Genomic DNA, 17,565 nt, shown 5'->3' with positions numbered 1-17,565 from the left:
CGTCGGCGCGAGCAAGCGGGCGGAAGAGCGCACGCCCGTCGACGAGACCATCCCGGCCGGGAAGGGAGAGGCCGCCGCGAAGGGCGTATCCGCCGGGAAGGGCGTAGCCGCCGATGAGGGCGCGTCGGCGTGACGCCCTCGCGCCTTCTCCTCGCCGCCTTCGGTCTCGCCGTCGCCGCCGATCTCCTCTCCCTCGCGGCCGGCTTCGACACCGGGCACGCCGTCGCCAAGCCCCTCCTGATGCCGCTCCTGGCCCTCTGGGCCGCCCAGCGCCGGGCGCCCCGGCCGCTGGTGGCCGCCCTGCTGTTCGGCTGGGGCGGCGATGTCCTGCTGCTGTCCGACGCCGAGCCGGCCTTCCTCGCCGGCATGGGCAGCTTCGCGGCGGGACACATCTGCTACCTCGTCCTCTTCGCGACGTACGGCAGCCGGAACGCCGTCCCACGCGCGCGTGCGGGTCTCCTCGCCCTCGGCTACGCCACCGCCCTCGTCACGACCGTCGCGCTGCTGTGGCCGGACCTGCCCGCGGACCTGCGCGTGCCCGTCGCCGCGTACAGCCTCCTGCTGGCGGCCATGGCGTACCGCGCCGCCACCCGTTTCGGCCTCTTCGCCGGACTCGGCGGAGCGCTCTTCCTGCTCTCCGACACGCTCATCGCGACCGGCGTCGCCGACTGGCCGCAGCCGCCCGCCCCCGACCTCTGGATCATGCTCACGTACCTCGCCGCGCAGGCCCTGCTGGCCGGCGGCACGCTCGGGGCGCTCGACGCGCGCAGGGCACCGGCCGCGACGTACGGCGAGATGCGGGCCGTCTGAGATCCGCCGGTGTCACCAGCGGATGGGCACCGGAAGCGCCGTCAGCAGCCCGGACACCGCGACCACCAGGCCCAGCACGACGACCTCCGCCCGCGCCGGCACGTACGCCGTCAACGGGTCGGCCGCCCGGCGCAGCCGTCGCCGCGCCCACAGGGCGAGCGCGGCGACGGCCGCCACGAGGAGCACCTTGGTGAGCAGGGCCCGCCCGTACGCCGTCGCCGTGAGCTGCTCCAGAACCGTCTCCGGCGGCATCCGGCGCAGTGAACTCCACACGCCCGTCGCCGTGATGGCGGCCAGCAGCACGGCCGCCACGCGCGCGTAGCGGCCCAGCAGGGCCGCACCCGCCTCCGTGGCCTGCCGGCCCCGCCACAGCCGCAGGGTGCGCAGCGCGTGCAGCAGCCCGCCCGCCCACAGCGCCGCGCAGGTCAGGTGGACGAGCGTCAGCCCGGAGCCGGTCAGCGGGGTGTGCTCGGTCGTGGGGTGCGCGCGCAGGGCCTCGGCGACGATCACGGCGGCCAGCGGCCACACCTGCGTGACCGGCCGGGCGGACACCGCGCACAGCCACGCCACGAGGAACGCGTTGACCTCCAGCAGGGCGAGCTTGCCGTCCCGGGACGCGTAGAGCCCGCCGACGTCGACGTCCGACAGGCCGTCCGGCACGAGATTGCCCGTGGCCACGACCGAGGCGAGCCCCAGCGCGGCGAGGAAACCGGCGGCGGCCGCGCAGGGTGACCAACTCCGGGGCACGCCCCGCGGCCCGGTCTCCGCGCCCGGCACGGACCGCGCCAGCCGGTTCACGAACAGTTCGCCGACGGGTATGCACAGCGCCGCGAACAGCACCGTCCGCAGCAGGGCTATGCCCCCGGCGCCGGGCGCCCGGGCCTCCCCGGTGCCGTGCAGCGCGGTGGACGGGCCGAGCAGCGGAACCAGCCCGGCCAGCGCCACGAGCACCAGAACAGCGACGGGTCTTGTCAGGGTCACCCCGAAATCTTCACCAGCCTTCACATGGCTGGCAAATCCGCGAGAACGAACTCAATCGGCCCTGGACGCGGCCGACCACCACAGCCGCACTTCCGTGCGCGCGTCCGTCGGCCGCAGCTCCCAGCCCTGCGCCAGCGCGACCTCGGCGACGTACCAGCCGCCGACCCCGCGGTAGTCCCGCAGCGGTATGGCACACTCCACAGAGGGTCTCGACTTCTTGGGGCGGCGCGGCGCCGTGGCCCGGGCCGTCCAGTCCCGGACCACTTCGTCCACGCGCGCCCTGTAGTAGTCGGCGTCCCCCTCGTGGAGCAGCTCCGGCCAGGTCACACACCACGAGGCCAGCCCCTTGACGCGCTTCAGGGCGCCGGCCACGAAGTCGATGTAGGCGCGTTCGAGGCGGCTGCTGACGAGCGCGTCGGCGAACAGCCCGACGGCGAAGCCCGCGACGGCGACTGCCGCCCACAGCACGCACACCACCGGGAACCACACCACGCTCCCGGCGAACCGCAGGGCCAGCCGCCACCGCGGCCGGACCGGTTCGGCGGTCCAGGTCGACGGATCCTCGTACACGTCCATGACAAGAATCCTGCCGCAGACACGGACCGGGCCGGGCAGGTGTGTCCCCGCCCGGCCCGTCCTCACCTCAGCTCTGCTCGGTCACCAGCCCTACTTGGTCACCGCGTCCAGCGCGTCCGTGATGCCCCAGCCGTAGAAGCCGTTGCGGTTCTTCGGGCCCTCGCACACCGCGTCGATCTTGCCGTCGGCGTCGATGTCGTACGGGTCCGTGCACGCCTTGGCGTCGGCCTGCGCGTACAGCAGGGCCTTCACCAGCGCGGGGGAGGCGTACGGGTGCGTCGACTTGATGAGCGCGGCGACGCCCGCGACGTGCGGGGACGCCATCGACGTACCGGCCATGTAGCCCCACTTGCCGCCCGGCAGCGTGCCCAGGATCAGCCCGCTCGTGGCCGGCGGCTCCGGCTTCTGGTAGGCCGTCGAGTCGCCGCCCGGCGCGGCTATGTCGGCCACGCCCAGGCCGTAGTTGGAGAAGGACGACTTGATGCCCTTCGCGCCCGTGGAGGCGACCGTGACGACACCCGGCAGCTGCGTCGGGATGTCCAGGCACTTCGAGGGGTCGACGACCCGTTCGCCCGGCGTGGAGTCGTTCGGCGACGACGGGTCGGTGATCTCGTCGGAGGCGAGGTCGTAGTTCTCGTTGCCGGCCGCCGCGACGTTGACCGCGCCCTTCTTCTCCGCGTACCGCGACGCCCGGGTGACGGCCTCGACGAGCGCCTTCTGGTCCGGGTCGTTCTCGCAGTTGAAGTACCAGGGGTCCGTGTAATAGCTGTTGTTCGTCACGTCGACCCCGTGCTCGGCCGCCCACACGAAGCCGCACACCACGGCCTCCGTGTAGAAGAAGCCGGCGGTGGTGGACACCTTGATGCCGGAGACCTTCACCCCGGGCGCCACACCCGTCATGCCGACGCCGTTCTTGGCGGCGGCGATCTCACCGGCCACGTGCGTCCCGTGCGGGCTCTCCTCGGCGCTCGGCCGCCAGGCCCCTTCGGACGTGTCCGGCTTGCCCGTCACGCAGTTGACCGACGCCTCGCGGTCGAAGTTGGGCGCGATGTCGGGGTGGGTGTCGTCCACGCCGGTGTCGATCACGGCGACCGTGACGTCCTTGCTGCCCAGCGATTTCTCGTGCGCCTTGTCCGCCTTGATGGCCGGCAGATCCCACTGCAGGGACTCCAGCGGGTCCTGCCCGGCCGCCGCCTCCGCCTTCGCGACCTCGGCCGCGCTCAGCACCTTCGGCGCGCCCAGGTCGCCCGTCGACGCCGCCGGCAGCGGCGCGGTGCGGGTGGCCCCGGCCGACTGCACCCCGCGCACCGTGCGGATGCTCTTGGCGAAGTCCGGGTTCGAGGAGTGGACGACGATGACGCCGATCTGGTCGTACGACGTCACGATCGTGCCGCCGGCCTTGGCGACGGCCTTCTTCACGTACGCCGAAGTGCCGTGCCCCGGCTTGACGTTGACGACGTAGCTGAGCGAGGTCGCGTCGGCCGAGACCTTCGCGGGCGCCTCGTCGGCGGCCGTGGCCGCGGTGTTCGGCAGGAAAGCGAGGGCCGTGGCCAGGGCCATCCCGGCCGGGATCGCGACGGCGCGGCGGTGGCGCGCGTGCGGCGCTGTCATGCTGTCTCCAGTTCGTTCGCGGTACGAGCGGGCTGTGCGGAAAGTCGTGAAGGCACGGTCACTTGACCGCGCGCAGCGCGTTGACGATGCCGTGCCCGTAGAAGCCGTTGACGCGCTTCCCGCCCTCGCACACCGCGTCCTGCGTGCCGTCACCGTCCTGGTCGTAGGACTCGGGGCAGGCGGTCCGGTCGGCCTGGGCCTTCAGCATCGCCTGGAGCTGGGCCGGAGACGCCCAGGGGTGCTTGGACTTCAGCAGCGCGGCGACGCCCGAGGCGTGCGGCGAGGCCATCGACGTGCCCTGCAGGAAGCCCCACGCGCCGTTCGGCATGGTGGACAGGATGCGGCCGTCCTTGGAGGGCGTGTCCGGTATCTGGTAGCGGCGGTCACCACCCGGAGCGGCGACGTCCACGACACCCTCGCCGTACGTCGAGTAGTACGACTTGAGGTTGTCGACGCCGGTCGCGCTGACGGTGACGACACCCGGCAGCTGGGTCGGTATGTCGAAGCACTCGTGCGGGTCGATGGTGCGCTCGACGGGTGTGGTGTCGTTCGGGCTGGAGTCGTCGACGATCGCGTCCGCGTCCAGGTCGTGGTTGGAGTTGCCCGCCGAGGCGACGTGGAGCGTGCCCTTCTTCTGGGCGTACAGCTGCGCCCGGTTGACCGCGGTGACGACCGCCCGCTGGTCCGGGTCGTCCATGCAGTTGTACAGCCACGGGTCGACGTAGTAGCTGTTGTTCGTGATCTCCACGCCGTGGTCGGCGGCGAACACGAACGCGCAGACGACGCTCTCCGGGTAGAAGAGGCCGTTCGCCCGGTCGGTCACGTTGATGCTGGACACCTTCACACCGGGAGCGACGCCGGCGACGCCGATCCCGTTCCGCGCGGCGGCGATCTCACCGGCGACGTGAGTGCCGTGGTAGTCCTCCGGCGTGTACGGCCGCCAGGCGCCCTCGCTGGTGTCCGGCTTGCCGCCCGCGCAGTTGGCGGACTGGGACGCCGAGAAGTTCGGGGCGATGTCCGGGTGGGTGTCGTCCACGCCGGTGTCGATCACGGCGACGGTCACCTTGCGGCTGCCCGGGTTGATCTTCGCGGCCTGGTCGGCGCCGATCGCGCGCAGGTCCCACTGGTCCGCCTCGAGGGGCTCGCTCTCGGGCGTCTTCGCCGAGGCGGCCTCGGTGCGCTTCGCCTGGGCGGCCGTCAGGTACTCCGCCGCCCCCTGCTCCGTGGTGCCCGCCGGCGTCAGCGGCGCCGTCCGCGTCGCGCCCGCCGACTGGACGCCCCGCGCCGTGCGGATGGTCTTGGCGAAGTCGGCGTTCGAGGAGTGGACGACGATCACGCCGATCCGCTCGTAGGTGGCCACGACCGAGCCGCCGGCCTTCCCGATCGCCTTCTTCACCGACGCGATCGTGTGCCGGTCCACCTTGGTGTTGACGACGTACGCCAGCTGCGGCGCGTCCGCCGACCGGGTGGCCGGCGCCGCCTGCGGGGCCGCCGAGGCGGCGGCGGGCAGGAAGCCGAGCGAGGCCGTCAGGGACAGCACGACGGGCACGGCGAGGGCGAGCCGGCGTCTGGAACGCAAGTGAGACATGGGGTCTCCACATCCTCCGGAAACGAAACCGGCCCGAGGCACAGGTGGTGCTCGGGCAGGTACATGACGAGGTGGTGCAGGGCGAAGCTATCCCGGCCCCTCGCTGGTCAGCAACGTTTTGTCGAAACCACTTCGGAAAGAACGCGACGCGGTTGAACCGCTCCTCGCGTGCCGCCGTGACGTTGAACAAGGAGCGCGAGGACACTCGCCTCCGTCCCCGTTCACAACCGCTTCGTCATTGCGAGGAGACTCCGTGGCCACCGACGCACCGCCCCCCTCGAAAGAGCAACACAAACTCCCCTCACCCGAGGAGTTCACCGAGGTGCAGGAGAGCGCGGAGTTCGGTGAACTGCGCCGCTCCTACCGCTCCTTCGCCTTTCCGCTGACCGTCGCCTTCATCGCCTGGTACCTGCTGTACGTCCTGCTGTCGAACTACGCGGGCGGCTTCATGGGCACCAAGCTGTTCGGCAACATCAACGTCGCCCTCGTCTTCGGCGTCGCCCAGTTCGTCACCACGTTCCTGATCGCCTGGTGGTACTCGAAGCACGCCGCCGCGAACCTCGACCCCAAGGCCGAGGCCATCAAGTCCCGGATGGAGGGCGGCGCATGAGCCCCGCACAGCAGACCCTGCTCGCCGCGAACGAGGCCAGCGAGCACCGCCCGCTGATCATCACCCTGTTCGCGCTGTTCGTCGTGGCCACCCTCGGCATCACCATCTGGGCGGGCCGCCAGACCAAGAACGCCGCCGACTTCTACGCCGGCGGACGCCAGTTCAGCGCCTTCCAGAACGGCCTCGCCGTCTCCGGCGACTACATGTCGGCCGCGTCGTTCCTCGGCATCGCGGGCGCGATCGCCCTCTTCGGCTACGACGGCTTCCTCTACTCCATCGGCTTCCTGGTCGCCTGGCTGGTCGCCCTGCTCCTGGTGGCCGAGCCGCTGCGCAACTCCGGCCGCTACACCATGGGCGACGTGCTCGCGTACCGCATGCGCCAGCGCCCGGTCCGCACCGCCGCCGGTACGTCCACGATCGTCGTGTCGATCTTCTACCTGCTGGCGCAGATGGCCGGCGCGGGCGTCCTCGTCTCGCTGCTGCTCGGCATCACCTCCGACGCGGGCAAGATCCTCATCGTCGCCCTGGTCGGCGTCCTGATGATCGTCTACGTCTCCATCGGAGGCATGAAGGGCACCACCTGGGTCCAGATGATCAAGGCCGTGCTGCTCATCGGCGGCACCCTCCTGATCACCTTCCTGGTGCTGCTGAAGTTCAACTTCAACATCTCCGACCTGCTCGGCACCGCCGCCGAGAACAGCGGCAAGGGCGCCGCCTTCCTGGAGCCCGGCCTCCAGTACGGCGCGACCGGCACCTCCAAGCTGGACTTCATCTCCCTGGGCATCGCCCTGGTGCTCGGCACCGCCGGCCTGCCGCACATCCTGATCCGCTTCTACACGGTGCCCGACGCCAAGGCCGCCCGTAAGTCCGTGAACTGGGCCATCGGCATCATCGGCGGCTTCTACCTGATGACCATCGCGCTCGGCTTCGGCGCCGCCGCGCTCATCTCGCAGGAAGAGATCATCGCGTCCAATCCGTCCGGCAACACGGCGGCACCCCTGCTCGCCCTGCACCTGGGCGGCGTCGACTCGACGTGGGGCGCGATCCTGCTCGCCACGATCTCGGCGGTCGCCTTCGCGACGATCCTCGCCGTCGTCGCCGGCCTCACCCTCGCCTCCTCGTCATCCTTCGCGCACGACATCTACGCCAACGTCATCCGCAAGGGGCAGGCCTCCGGCGCCGAGGAGGTCCGCGCGGCCCGCTGGGCGACCGTCTTCATCGGCGTGATCTCCATCGGCCTCGGCGCCCTGGCCCGCGACCTGAACGTGGCCGGCCTGGTCGCCCTCGCCTTCGCGGTCGCGGCCTCCGCGAACCTGCCGACGATCCTCTACAGCCTGTTCTGGAAGCGGTTCACCACCCAGGGCGCCCTGTGGTCGATCTACGGCGGTCTGATCGTCGCCGTCGGCCTGGTGCTGTTCTCGCCCGTGGTCTCCGGCGACCCCAAGGCGATGTTCCCGGACGTCGACTTCGCCTGGTTCCCGCTGAAGAACCCGGGCATCATCTCCATCCCGTTCGGCTTCCTGATGGGCTGGCTCGGCACGGTCCTGTCCAAGGAGGAGCCGGACGTCAGGAAGTACGCGGAGCTGGAGGTCCGGTCCCTGACCGGCACCGGAGCCCACTGAGCACGAACCCCCTCGCGCGGCCGCGTCGTAGGAACCTCCAGGTTCCTGCGACCCGGCCGCGTTCCACGTCGTGGGATCGGGCCTGTGGAGTTGTCGGTGGGGTCACGTAGGCTCACAGGTGTCGGAGAACCAGTGCTCCGGGCACGATCCGCGTCGAGGGAGGGGGCCCACGTGCTCATCGACACCTACGGCCGAGTGGCCACCGACCTGAGGGTCTCGCTGACCGACCGCTGCAATCTGCGCTGCACGTACTGCATGCCCGAGGAGGGTTTGCAGTGGCTGGCCAAGCCGGATCTGCTGACGGACGACGAGATCGTCCGCCTGATCGACATCGCGGTCACGTCCCTCGGGATCGAGGAGGTCCGCTTCACCGGCGGCGAGCCCCTGCTGCGCCCCGGCCTGGTCGGCATCGTCGAGCGCGTCGCAGCCCTTCAGCCCCGCCCGCAGATGTCGTTGACCACCAACGGCATCGGCCTCAAGCGCACGGCGGCGGCCCTGAAGGCGGCGGGCCTGGACCGGGTCAACGTCTCCCTGGACACCCTCCGGCCGGACGTCTTCAAGACCCTCACCCGCCGCGACCGCCACAAGGACGTCATCGAGGGCCTGCACGCCGCCCGCGACGCCGGCCTCACCCCGGTCAAGGTCAACTCGGTCCTCATGCCGGGGCTCAACGAGGACGAGGCCCCGGACCTCCTCGCCTGGGCCGTGGAGCACGAGTACGAGCTGCGCTTCATCGAGCAGATGCCCCTGGACGCCCAGCACGGCTGGAAGCGCGACGGCATGATCACCGCCGGCGACATCCTGGCCTCCCTGCGCACGCGCTTCGAGCTGACGCCCGAGGGCGAGGAGAAGCGCGGCTCGGCCCCGGCGGAGCGCTGGCTGGTCGACGGCGGCCCGCATGTGGTCGGCGTCATCGCCTCGGTCACCCGCCCGTTCTGCGCGGCCTGCGACCGCACGCGCCTGACGGCCGACGGCCAGATACGCACGTGCCTGTTCGCCCAGGAGGAGACGGACCTGCGCGCCGCCCTGCGCTCCGGCGCCCCGGACGAGGAGATCGCCCGCGTCTGGCGCCTGGCGATGTGGGGCAAGAAGGCGGGCGCGGGCCTGGACGACCCGTCGTTCGTCCAGCCGGACCGGCCGATGTCGGCGATCGGCGGCTAAGCCGTTCCCGGGGACTCCCACTCCTTCAGCAGGACGACGTCCTTCAAGAACCCGCGCACGCCGAGGAACTGCGACAGGTGCTCGCGATGCTCCTCACAGGCCAGCCACGTCTTGCGCCGCTCCGGCGTATGGATCTTCGGGTTGTTCCAGGCAAGGACCCACACCGCGTCGGCACGGCAGCCCTTGGCGGAACAGATGGGCGTCTCGTCACTCACAGGTTCGTCTCACCACAGCACACAAAAAGGCGACGCCGAGCAGCCACGGGGGGAGCTGCCCGGCGTCGGTCCGTCGCTCCGACGGGGGATGCGGAGCGCGTACGAAGTATGTCACGGGTAACCCCGGGCCCGGCACCGGAACAACATGATTGATCTGAGCTTTTCTTGAGCTTGGCGGGAAGATGACTTCCGTTTGTGATCACCCGCCGGCGCCCCTACCGCTCGTGCGTCTCGGTCCGCGCACCCGGCACCGTCCCGGTCACGGCGTCTTCCGGGACGGATTCCGCCGGCCCGTCCTGTGCCCCCGGCGGCTCGATCATCGGACGCACCGGCGGCGCCACGAACGTCGACGGCAGGGACGGCGCGTTCTCGCGCCCGGCGTTCGCGATCACCACCGCGATGTACGGCAGCACCAGCCCGAGCACCAACGCCACGATGGCCACGTGCCGTTCGACGTTCCACAGGGTGGCCGCGAGGATCACGGAGATCGTGCGGATCGTCATCGAGATCACGTAGCGGCGCTGCCGCCCGCGTACGTCCTCCTGGAGCCCCGCCCGGGCGCCGGTGATCCGGAAAACCTGGACGTTGCCGCCGCCATGCTGCTTCCGCATCGCATTCCACCATCCGCCCGTATCGGACTCTCCCCGCCCCGTAGCCGTCCCCGGCCGGCCGGGGAACCTGACCAGGACAGCTCCCACGTTACGCCGCGTCCGCGTCCGCTACGAGACCGGGGCCGGTCCGGCCGGCCTGCGCCGTACCGCGTACGGTCCGCGTCGGCATGCGCCGTACCGCGGCTGGGCCGACACTGGCCGTAGTGCTCACGTCGAGCCGTACGAGGAGGCAGCGATGGGCTGGTTGTGGGCGATCATCGTGGGATTGGTGCTCGGCCTGATCGCCAAGGCGATCATTCCGGGCAAGCAGCACGTGCCGCTGTGGCTGACGGTCATTCTGGGCATGCTCGGCGCCATCGGCGGCAACGCCATCGCCCGGGCGGCCGGCGTCGATGCCACCGAGGGCATCGACTGGTGGCGGCACGTCTTCCAGCTCCTGGCCGCGGTCGTCCTCGTCGCCATCGGCGACAGGGCCTACACGGCGGTCCGGGGAAACAGGCGCCGCGCGTAGCGGCGGACAAGCGCAGCACGGAACGGGGCGCACGGCGAAGGGGGCGGTCTCCGACAGTGGAGACCGCCCCCTTCCCGCGCGTGCTCAGCCGGCCGTGACCTCGACCGCCGCCAGGTTCTTCTTGCCCCGGCGCAGCACCAGCCAGCGGCCGTGCAGCAGGTCCTCCTCGGCGGGGACGGCGTCCTCGCCGGCGACCTTGACGTTGTTCACGTACGCGCCGCCCTCCTTCACCGTGCGGCGCGCGGCCGACTTGCTGGCGACCAGGCCGACCTCGGCGAACAGGTCCACGACCGGACCGAGCTCGGTGACCTTGACGTGCGGCACCTCCGACAGGGCCGCGGCCAGCGTCCTGTCGTCGAGCTCCGCCAGCTCGCCCTGCCCGAAGAGGGCCTTGGACGCGGCGATCACGGCGGCCGTCTGGTCGGCGCCGTGCACCAGCGTCGTCAGCTCCTCGGCCAGCGCGCGCTGCGCGGCCCGGGCCTGCGGACGCTCCTCCGTCTGCTTCTCCAACTCCTCCAGCTCCTCGCGGGAACGGAAGGACAGGATGCGCATGTACCGGGAGATGTCCCGGTCGTCCACGTTCAGCCAGAACTGGTAGAACGCGTACGGCGTCGTCATCTCCGGGTCGAGCCAGACGGCGCCGCCCTCGGTCTTGCCGAACTTGGTGCCGTCCGCCTTCGTCATCAGCGGTGTCGCCAGCGCGTGCACGGTGGCGTCCGGCTCCAGGCGGTGGATCAGGTCCAGGCCCGCCGTGAGGTTGCCCCACTGGTCGCTGCCGCCCTGCTGGAGCGTGCAGCCGTAGCGCCGGTACAGCTGGAGGAAGTCCATGCCCTGGAGGAGCTGGTAGCTGAACTCCGTGTAGCTGATGCCCTCGGAGGACTCCAGGCGCCGGGCGACGGAGTCCTTCGTCAGCATCTTGTTGACGCGGAAGTGCTTGCCGATGTCCCGGAGGAACTCGATCGCTGAGAGGTTCTGCGTCCAGTCGAGGTTGTTGACCATGACGGCCGCGTTCTCGCCCTCGAAGTCCAGGAAGGGCTCGATCTGGGCGCGCAGCCTGTCGACCCAGCCGCCGACCGTCTCCGGGTCGTTCAGCGTGCGCTCCGCCGTCGGGCGGGGGTCGCCGATCAGGCCCGTGGCACCGCCGACCAGCGCCAGCGGCCGGTGCCCGGCCTGCTGGAGCCGGCGCACGGTGAGCACCTGCACCAGGTGCCCCACGTGCAGCGACGGCGCCGTCGGGTCGAAGCCGCAATAGAACGTGACGGGACCGTCCGCGAGCGCCTTGCGCAAAGCGTCCTCGTCAGTGGACAGGGCGAACAGCCCGCGCCACTTCAGCTCGTCGACGATGTCCGTCACGGTTCTCGTATCTCCTTGAGTGGGCTCGTAATCAGGTACGAGGTTATACGCCCTGGCTGACAGAGCTCATATTGAAGTCCGGCACCCTCAGGGCAGGCATCGCAGCCCTAGTGAACCAGTCGCTCCATTCCCTCGGCAGCGTCTTTTCCGTCCGCCCGGCCTCGGTGGCCCGCCCCAGCAGCCCCACCGGCGACTCGTTGAACCGGAAGTTGTTCACCTCGCCCGTCACCTCGCCGTTCTCGACGAGGTAGACGCCGTCCCGGGTCAGGCCCGTCAGCAGCAACGTCGCCGGATCGACCTCCCGGATGTACCACAGGCAGGTCAGCAGCAGCCCGCGCCGGGTGTTCGCGACCATCTCGTCCAGGGAGCGGTCATCACCGCCGTCCAGGATCAGGTTCTCGATGCCGGGCGCCACCGGCAGCCCGGTCAGGCCCGCGCTGTGGCGGCTCGTCGTCAGGTGCCGCAGCTCGCCCTCGCGCATCCACTCGGTGGCCGCGAGCGGCAGCCCGTTGTCGAACACCGACTGGTCGCCCCCCGAGGAGTGCGCGATCACGAAGGGCGCCGACTCCAGACCGGGCTCGTGCGGGTCGCTGCGCAGCGTCAGTGGCAGATCGGTGAGCTTCTCGCCGACCCGTGTGCCCCCGCCCGGCTTGGAGAAGACCGTGCGGCCCTCGACCGCGTCCCGGCCCGACGCGGACCACATCTGGTAGATCAGCAGGTCCGCCACGGCCGTCGGCGGCAGCAGCGTCTCGTAGCGCCCCGCCGGCAGCTCCACGCGCCGCTCGGCCCAGCCGAGACGCACGGCCAGCTCGGCGTCCATGGCCGCCGGGTCGACGTCCTTGAAGTCCCGGGTGGAGCGCCCCGCCCACGCGGACCGGGTCCGGTCCGGCGACTTGGCGTTCAGCTCCAGCGTCCCGTTCGGCTGGTCGTGCCGCAGCCGCAGCCCCGTGGAGGTGCCCACGTACGACGACACCAGCTCGTGGTTGGCGAAGCCGTACAGCTCTCGGCCGCCCGCACGCGCGCGTGCGAAGGCCTCGCCGAGCGCCGGGGCGAAGTCGGCGAACACCGCCGAGGACGTCTCGGCGGGCGCCTGCGTGAACTCCGGCGACTGCGGCACACCGGTGACCAGCGGCTGCGCGTCCTCGGCGGGCCCGGCGCCGCGGGCGGCGGCCTCGGCGGCCCGCACCAGGGGCTCCAGCTCGTCGGCGGTCACGGCGGAGCGCGACACGACCCCCGAGGCCGTGCCCTCCTTGCCGTCGACCGTGGCGACGACGGTGAGCGTGCGCCCGCGCGTGACACCGTTCGTCGTCAGCGCGTTGCCCGCCCAGCGCAGATTGGCGGTGGACCGCTCGTCGGCGATGACGACACAGCCGTCCGCCCGGGACAGTTCGAGGGCGCGCTCGACGACCTCGTGGGGCTTGCTGGTGCGCGCGCTCATCGACCGGCCTCCTGCGTGGTGTTCAGAATGTTGACGCCCTTGAACAGCGCCGAGGGGCAGCCGTGCGACACGGCGGCGACCTGGCCCGGCTGGGCCTTGCCGCAGTTGAAGGCGCCGCCCAGCACATAGGTCTGGGGCCCGCCCACCGCGGCCATCGAGCCCCAGAAGTCGGTGGTGGTCGCCTGGTAGGCCACGTCGCGCAGCTGCCCGGCGAGGCGCCCGTTCTCGATGCGGTAGAAGCGCTGTCCGGTGAACTGGAAGTTGTACCGCTGCATGTCGATCGACCAGGACCGGTCCCCGACGACGTAGATGCCGCGCTCCACGCCCCCGATGAGGTCCTCGGTCGACATCCCGGCCGGGTCGGGCCGCAGCGACACGTTGGCCATGCGCTGGACCGGCACATGGCCGGGGGAGTCGGCGTAGGCGCAGCCGTTGGACCGCTCGAAGCCGGTCAGCTTCGCGATCCGCCGGTCGAGCTGGTAGCCGACGAGCGTGCCGTCCTTGACCAGGTCCCAGGACTGCGCCTGGACGCCCTCGTCGTCGTAGCCGATCGTGGCGAGGCCGTGCTCGGCGGTGCGGTCGCCGGTGACGTTCATCAGCTCCGAGCCGTAGCGCAGCCTGCCCAGCTGGTCGAAGGTCGCGAAGGAGGTGCCGGCGTAGGCGGCCTCGTAGCCGAGCGCCCGGTCGAGTTCGGTGGCGTGGCCGATGGACTCGTGGATGGTCAGCCACAGGTTGGACGGGTCGACGACCAGGTCGTACAGGCCCGGCTCGACGCTCGGGGCGCGCATCTTCTCGGCGAGCAGCTCCGGGATCCGCTCCAGCTCGTCCTCCCAGTCCCAGCCGGTGCCCCGCAGGTACTCCCAGCCGCGTCCGGCCGGCGGCGCGAGGGTGCGCATCGAGTCGAACTCGCCGCTGGACTCGTCCACCGCGACGGCGTTGAACACCGGGTGCAGCCGGACCCGCTGCTGGGTGGTCACGGTCCCGGCCGTGTCGGCGTAGAACTTGTTCTCGTGGACGGTGAGCAGCGAGGCGTCGACGTGGTCCACCCCGCGCGCCGCCAGCAGCCGCGCGCTCCACTCGGCGATCAGCCCGGCCTTCTCCTCGTCGGGCACGGTGAACGGATCGGTCTCGTACGACGAGACCCACGTCTTGTCGGCGTGCACCGGCTCGTCGGCCAGCTCCACCCGCTCGTCCGACCCCGCCGCCTTGATCACCTGCGCGGACAGCTTCGCCATGGCCACCGCCTGCCCGGCGACCCGGGCCGCGGCGTCCATGGTGAGGTCGACGCCGGACGCGAAACCCCAGGTCCCGCCGTGCACCACCCGCACCGCGTACCCGAGGTCGGTGGTGTCCGACGACCCGGCGGGCTTGGCGTCGCGGAACCGCCAGGACGCGTTGCGCACCCGCTCGAACCGGAAGTCCGCGTGCTCGGCGCCCAGCGCACGCGCGCGTGCGAGGGCCGCGTCGGCGAGGGCGCGTAGGGGGAGGGCCGTGAAGGCCTCGTCGATGGTATGAGGCACCGCCGTCTCTTTCTGTCGAGGTGACCGTGGTTGCCGTGCTCTGTGACTGCTCCGATCATGTCGTCCATCCCGCGCGCGGGCCATGAGTTTCCGAACCGGTGACCGGGGCTTTCTGTCCTGGGCTTTCTGTAGGGACCCGACAGTCAGTCCCGTACGCCACTGTCGGTGCCCGAATGTCCCCGGGCGTGCCGGGACCGATAGGTTTTCGGGGAAGCCGCCTGTCATCGCCGCCTGTCGTCCAGGCGCCCGGGCGGGTACCAGACCGCTACCGAAAGGGTGATCCGTTGAGCCGCTCGGTTCTCGTCACCGGAGGCAACCGGGGCATCGGCCTCGCCATCGCCCGTGCTTTCGCCGATGCCGGCGACAAGGTCGCCATCACGTACCGCTCGGGTGAGCCGCCGGCCGCCCTGACGGAAGTGGGCTGCCTGGCCGTCAAGTGCGACATCACCGACGCCGAGCAGGTGGAGCAGGCCTACAAGGAGATCGAGGAGGCCCACGGCCCCGTCGAGGTCCTCGTCGCCAACGCCGGCATCACCAAGGACCAGCTCCTGATGCGCATGTCCGAGGAGGACTTCACCTCGGTCATCGACACGAACCTCACCGGCACCTTCCGCGTGGTCAAGCGCGCCAACCGCGGCATGCTGCGCGCCAAGAAGGGCCGCGTCGTCCTCATCTCGTCGGTCGTCGGGCTGCTCGGCTCCCCGGGGCAGGCGAACTACGCCGCCTCCAAGGCCGCCCTGGTCGGCTTCGCGCGGTCCCTCGCCCGGGAGCTGGGTTCGCGCAACATCACCTTCAACGTCGTCGCACCCGGCTTCGTCGACACCGACATGACCAAGGTGCTCACCGACGAGCAGCGCGCCGGCATCGTGTCGCAGGTGCCGCTCGGCCGGTACGCCCAGCCGGAGGAGATCGCCGCGGCCGTGCGGTTCCTCGCCTCGGACGACGCCTCGTACATCACTGGAGCCGTCATCCCGGTTGACGGCGGACTGGGAATGGGTCACTGATCACCATGAGCGGAATTCTCGAGGGCAAGCGCGTCCTGATCACCGGTGTGCTGACGGAGGCCTCCATCGCCTTCCACGCCGCCAAGCTGGCCCAGGAGCAGGGCGCCGAGGTCATCCTCACGGCGTTCCCCCGGCCCACGCTGACCGAGCGCATCGCCAAGAAGCTGCCCAAGCCCGTCAAGGTCATCGAGCTGGACGTGACCAACGACGAGCACCTCGGGCGGCTGGCCGACATCGTCGGCGAGGAGCTGGGCGGCCTCGACGGTGTCGTGCACTCCATCGGCTTCGCCCCGCAGGACGCCCTCGGCGGCAACTTCCTCAACACGCCGTTCGAGTCGGTCGCCACGGCCATGCACGTCTCGGCGTACTCCCTGAAGTCGCTGACCATGGCCTGCCTGCCGCTGATGCAGAACGGCGGCTCCGTCGTGGGCCTCACCTTCGACGCGCAGTTCGCCTGGCCGCAGTACGACTGGATGGGCCCGGCCAAGGCCGCCCTGGAGGCCACCAGCCGCTACATGGCCCGTGACCTGGGCAAGCAGAACATCCGCTGCAACCTGGTCTCGGCCGGTCCGCTCGGCTCCATGGCCGCCAAGTCCATCCCGGGCTTCAGCGAGCTGGCCTCCGTGTGGGACTCCCGCTCCCCGCTGGAGTGGGACCTGAAGGACCCGGAGCCGGCCGGCCGCGGCATCGTCGCGCTGCTGAGCGACTGGTTCCCCAAGACCACCGGCGAGATCATCCACGTGGACGGCGGTCTGCACGCCATCGGCGCCTGACCCCGCGTACGTCCCGGACGCCCCGTTTCCCGCACGCGCGGGGAGCGGGGCGTCACCCGTTCGGCTCATCCGGCCGGGCGGGGGAGCGCCGCAACTGGGCACTCTGGAGTACGCGTTCACCACGCGATCCCTCCCCAGCACGGCCGAGGAGGTCCCCTTGTGCGCTTGTCCCGCCGAACGGCCTCACTGTCCCTCGCCGTCGCTCTCGTGATGACCCTGGCGTACGAGGCGGTGCCCCACGCGCGCGTGCCCGCCGGCGAGCAGCAGCCGGCCGACCCGTTCGGCGCCGCCTGCCGCACCCGGGTCACCGGCTCCTCCGTGACCGCGTACTGCCACAACCCGTACCCGGAGACCGACCGCGTGAGCCTGCACGTCGAGTGCGCCCGCTGGTGGGACATCGACACCGACAGCGCCCCGGTCGCGGCCGGGCCCGCGCAGACCGTGCGGCTGAGCGGACGCTGCTGGAAGGAAGTCGACGAGGTATGGATCAGTCACCGGCGGGGGAGCTGACCCCGCCCAGGCGGCACAGGAACGGATAGCGGGCGGCCTCCGCGGCCGCCTGCGCCGCGTCGCCCGCGCGGATCGCGTCCAGCAGCCGCCCGTGGTCCATGTACGTCTCCGGCGTCAGCTCGCCGCCGACGTCCTCGCGCAGCCAGTCCCGCAGCACCTCGCCCAGGTCCGCGTACATCGCGGTCATCACGTCGTTGTGGGAGGCGGACACCACGGCCAGGTGGAAGGTCGCGTCCGCGGTCACGAACGCCTCCGCGTCACCCGACTCCCAGGCCTCCTCGCGCCGCAGCAGGAGCGCGTCGAGCTGCTTGAGGTCCTTCTCCGTACGCCGCTCGGCGGCCAGCCGCGCGGCGGCCGACTCCAGCGTGGAGCGCAGCTCGGCGATGTGCCGGGGATCGGCGTCGGCGAACCGCCGCTGCATCACGCCCGCCAGCTCGCTCGTCGCCACGACGTACGTGCCGGAGCCCTGGCGGATGTCCAGCAGGCCGTTGTGCGAGAGCGCGCGGACGGCCTCACGGACGGTGTTGCGGGCGACACCCAGCTGCTCGACCAGTTCCGGCTCCGTCGGGATCCGGGAGCCGACCGGCCACTCGCCCGAGGTGATCTGGGCCCGCAGCGCGGCGATGACCTGCTCGGACAGGGCCGAACGACGGGGATGGTTCAGGGGCATG

Annotated in this window: 18 protein-coding genes; 8 read left to right on the top strand and 10 right to left on the bottom strand. The window is 71.1% G+C overall.

Annotated elements, in window-relative coordinates; all coding sequences use genetic code 11:
• The first annotated feature begins 129 nt into the window (after positions 1 to 129).
• Positions 130 to 810: a lysoplasmalogenase gene (locus tag C1703_RS08020; RefSeq protein WP_114251241.1), complete on the top strand. Its 681-nt coding sequence runs from the start codon at positions 130 to 132 to the stop codon at positions 808 to 810.
• 12 nt (positions 811 to 822) lie between these two features.
• Here C1703_RS08020 and C1703_RS08015 read toward each other — a convergent pair whose 3' ends face one another.
• From C1703_RS08015 to C1703_RS08000, 4 genes are all read right to left on the bottom strand, one after another.
• Entirely contained in the window at positions 823 to 1,791 is a 969-nt protein-coding gene (locus tag C1703_RS08015; RefSeq protein WP_114251240.1) for a CopD family protein, read from the bottom strand.
• Between the two features lie 51 nt (positions 1,792 to 1,842).
• Complete coding sequence (locus C1703_RS08010) at positions 1,843 to 2,367, bottom strand: hypothetical protein (RefSeq protein ID WP_114251239.1); 525 nt, start codon at positions 2,365 to 2,367, stop codon at positions 1,843 to 1,845.
• A gap of 90 nt (positions 2,368 to 2,457) precedes the next feature.
• Positions 2,458 to 3,978, bottom strand: a complete 1,521-nt coding sequence (locus tag C1703_RS08005) for a S8 family serine peptidase (RefSeq protein ID WP_114251238.1) — start codon at positions 3,976 to 3,978, stop codon at positions 2,458 to 2,460.
• Positions 3,979 to 4,036: 58 nt separating this feature from the next.
• A complete protein-coding gene (locus C1703_RS08000) occupies positions 4,037 to 5,566 on the bottom strand; it encodes a S8 family serine peptidase (protein ID WP_114251237.1) in 1,530 nt (509 codons plus the stop codon).
• Between the two features lie 253 nt (positions 5,567 to 5,819).
• Here C1703_RS08000 and C1703_RS07995 point away from each other — a divergent pair, with 253 nt between their 5' ends.
• The 3 genes from C1703_RS07995 to moaA all read left to right on the top strand — a co-directional run bounded on the left by C1703_RS07995 (position 5,820) and on the right by moaA (position 8,959).
• Positions 5,820 to 6,176, top strand: a complete 357-nt coding sequence (locus C1703_RS07995; RefSeq protein ID WP_086600586.1) for a DUF485 domain-containing protein — start codon at positions 5,820 to 5,822, stop codon at positions 6,174 to 6,176.
• Complete coding sequence (locus C1703_RS07990) at positions 6,173 to 7,798, top strand: cation acetate symporter (protein WP_114251236.1); 1,626 nt, start codon at positions 6,173 to 6,175, stop codon at positions 7,796 to 7,798. The genes C1703_RS07995 and C1703_RS07990 overlap by 4 nt, the downstream gene beginning before the upstream one ends.
• Before the next feature lie 171 nt (positions 7,799 to 7,969).
• A complete protein-coding gene (gene moaA / locus C1703_RS07985) occupies positions 7,970 to 8,959 on the top strand; it encodes a GTP 3',8-cyclase MoaA (protein WP_232840427.1) in 990 nt (329 codons plus the stop codon).
• On the opposite strand, the gene C1703_RS07980 is transcribed toward moaA, so the two are convergent.
• Positions 8,956 to 9,174 carry a hypothetical protein gene (locus tag C1703_RS07980; protein ID WP_114251234.1) on the bottom strand — a complete coding sequence of 73 codons (219 nt, stop codon included), beginning with the start codon at positions 9,172 to 9,174 and terminating at the stop codon, positions 8,956 to 8,958. The genes moaA and C1703_RS07980 overlap by 4 nt on opposite strands.
• A 215-nt stretch (positions 9,175 to 9,389) precedes the next feature.
• Positions 9,390 to 9,785 carry a DUF3099 domain-containing protein gene (locus C1703_RS07975; RefSeq protein WP_198678114.1) on the bottom strand — a complete coding sequence of 132 codons (396 nt, stop codon included), beginning with the start codon at positions 9,783 to 9,785 and terminating at the stop codon, positions 9,390 to 9,392.
• 235 nt (positions 9,786 to 10,020) lie between these two features.
• Between C1703_RS07975 and C1703_RS07970 the strand changes: the two genes are divergently transcribed.
• Positions 10,021 to 10,296 (top strand): GlsB/YeaQ/YmgE family stress response membrane protein, encoded by a 276-nt coding sequence (locus tag C1703_RS07970; RefSeq protein ID WP_114251233.1) that lies wholly within the window; start codon positions 10,021 to 10,023, stop codon positions 10,294 to 10,296.
• An 84-nt stretch (positions 10,297 to 10,380) separates the two neighbouring features.
• Here C1703_RS07970 and tyrS read toward each other — a convergent pair whose 3' ends face one another.
• Genes tyrS through C1703_RS07955 form a run of 3 tightly spaced genes read right to left on the bottom strand, consistent with a single transcriptional unit; the run spans position 10,381 to position 14,607 of the window.
• Positions 10,381 to 11,649, bottom strand: coding sequence for a tyrosine--tRNA ligase (gene tyrS, locus C1703_RS07965; RefSeq protein WP_114251232.1), 1,269 nt, complete (start codon positions 11,647 to 11,649; stop codon positions 10,381 to 10,383).
• Positions 11,650 to 11,692: 43 nt separating this feature from the next.
• Positions 11,693 to 13,087, bottom strand: a complete 1,395-nt coding sequence (locus C1703_RS07960; protein ID WP_114251231.1) for a metallopeptidase TldD-related protein — start codon at positions 13,085 to 13,087, stop codon at positions 11,693 to 11,695.
• On the bottom strand, positions 13,084 to 14,607 hold the full coding sequence (locus C1703_RS07955; RefSeq protein ID WP_114251230.1) for a TldD/PmbA family protein: 1,524 nt from the start codon (positions 14,605 to 14,607) through the stop codon (positions 13,084 to 13,086). The genes C1703_RS07960 and C1703_RS07955 overlap by 4 nt, the downstream gene beginning before the upstream one ends.
• Positions 14,608 to 14,891: 284 nt before the next feature.
• Between C1703_RS07955 and fabG the strand changes: the two genes are divergently transcribed.
• The 3 genes from fabG (at position 14,892) to C1703_RS07940 (ending at position 16,894) form a co-directional block, all read left to right on the top strand.
• Complete coding sequence (gene fabG / locus C1703_RS07950; protein ID WP_114251229.1) at positions 14,892 to 15,611, top strand: 3-oxoacyl-[acyl-carrier-protein] reductase; 720 nt, start codon at positions 14,892 to 14,894, stop codon at positions 15,609 to 15,611.
• Between the two features lie 5 nt (positions 15,612 to 15,616).
• Complete coding sequence (gene fabI, locus C1703_RS07945) at positions 15,617 to 16,384, top strand: enoyl-ACP reductase FabI (protein ID WP_114251228.1); 768 nt, start codon at positions 15,617 to 15,619, stop codon at positions 16,382 to 16,384.
• Positions 16,385 to 16,543: 159 nt separating this feature from the next.
• Positions 16,544 to 16,894 (top strand): hypothetical protein, encoded by a 351-nt coding sequence (locus C1703_RS07940; protein WP_114251227.1) that lies wholly within the window; start codon positions 16,544 to 16,546, stop codon positions 16,892 to 16,894.
• On the opposite strand, the gene C1703_RS07935 is transcribed toward C1703_RS07940, so the two are convergent.
• On the bottom strand, positions 16,872 to 17,564 hold the full coding sequence (locus tag C1703_RS07935) for an FCD domain-containing protein (RefSeq protein WP_114251226.1): 693 nt from the start codon (positions 17,562 to 17,564) through the stop codon (positions 16,872 to 16,874). The two genes, C1703_RS07940 and C1703_RS07935, sit on opposite strands and share 23 nt — an antisense overlap.
• Position 17,565: the final 1 nt, after the last annotated feature.

The sequence above is a fragment of the Streptomyces sp. Go-475 genome (assembly GCF_003330845.1).
Lineage (GTDB): Bacteria > Actinomycetota > Actinomycetes > Streptomycetales > Streptomycetaceae > Streptomyces.
Note: the sequence above shows the minus strand (reverse complement) of the source record. Positions and strands in the feature narration are given on the sequence as shown.

What these genes read in the sequence shown, in the direction of transcription:
- C1703_RS08010 (WP_114251239.1), bottom strand. Translation starts at nt 2,367, where the DNA reads ATGGACGTGTACGAGGATCCGTCGACCTGGACCGCCGAACCGGTCCGG.
- C1703_RS08005 (WP_114251238.1), bottom strand. Translation starts at nt 3,978, where the DNA reads ATGACAGCGCCGCACGCGCGCCACCGCCGCGCCGTCGCGATCCCGGCC.
- C1703_RS08000 (WP_114251237.1), bottom strand. Translation starts at nt 5,566, where the DNA reads ATGTCTCACTTGCGTTCCAGACGCCGGCTCGCCCTCGCCGTGCCCGTC.
- C1703_RS07990 (WP_114251236.1), top strand. Translation starts at nt 6,173, where the DNA reads ATGAGCCCCGCACAGCAGACCCTGCTCGCCGCGAACGAGGCCAGCGAG.
- C1703_RS07975 (WP_198678114.1), bottom strand. Translation starts at nt 9,785, where the DNA reads ATGCGGAAGCAGCATGGCGGCGGCAACGTCCAGGTTTTCCGGATCACC.
- C1703_RS07970 (WP_114251233.1), top strand. Translation starts at nt 10,021, where the DNA reads ATGGGCTGGTTGTGGGCGATCATCGTGGGATTGGTGCTCGGCCTGATC.
- C1703_RS07960 (WP_114251231.1), bottom strand. Translation starts at nt 13,087, where the DNA reads ATGAGCGCGCGCACCAGCAAGCCCCACGAGGTCGTCGAGCGCGCCCTC.
- fabI (WP_114251228.1), top strand. Translation starts at nt 15,617, where the DNA reads ATGAGCGGAATTCTCGAGGGCAAGCGCGTCCTGATCACCGGTGTGCTG.
- C1703_RS07935 (WP_114251226.1), bottom strand. Translation starts at nt 17,564, where the DNA reads ATGCCCCTGAACCATCCCCGTCGTTCGGCCCTGTCCGAGCAGGTCATC.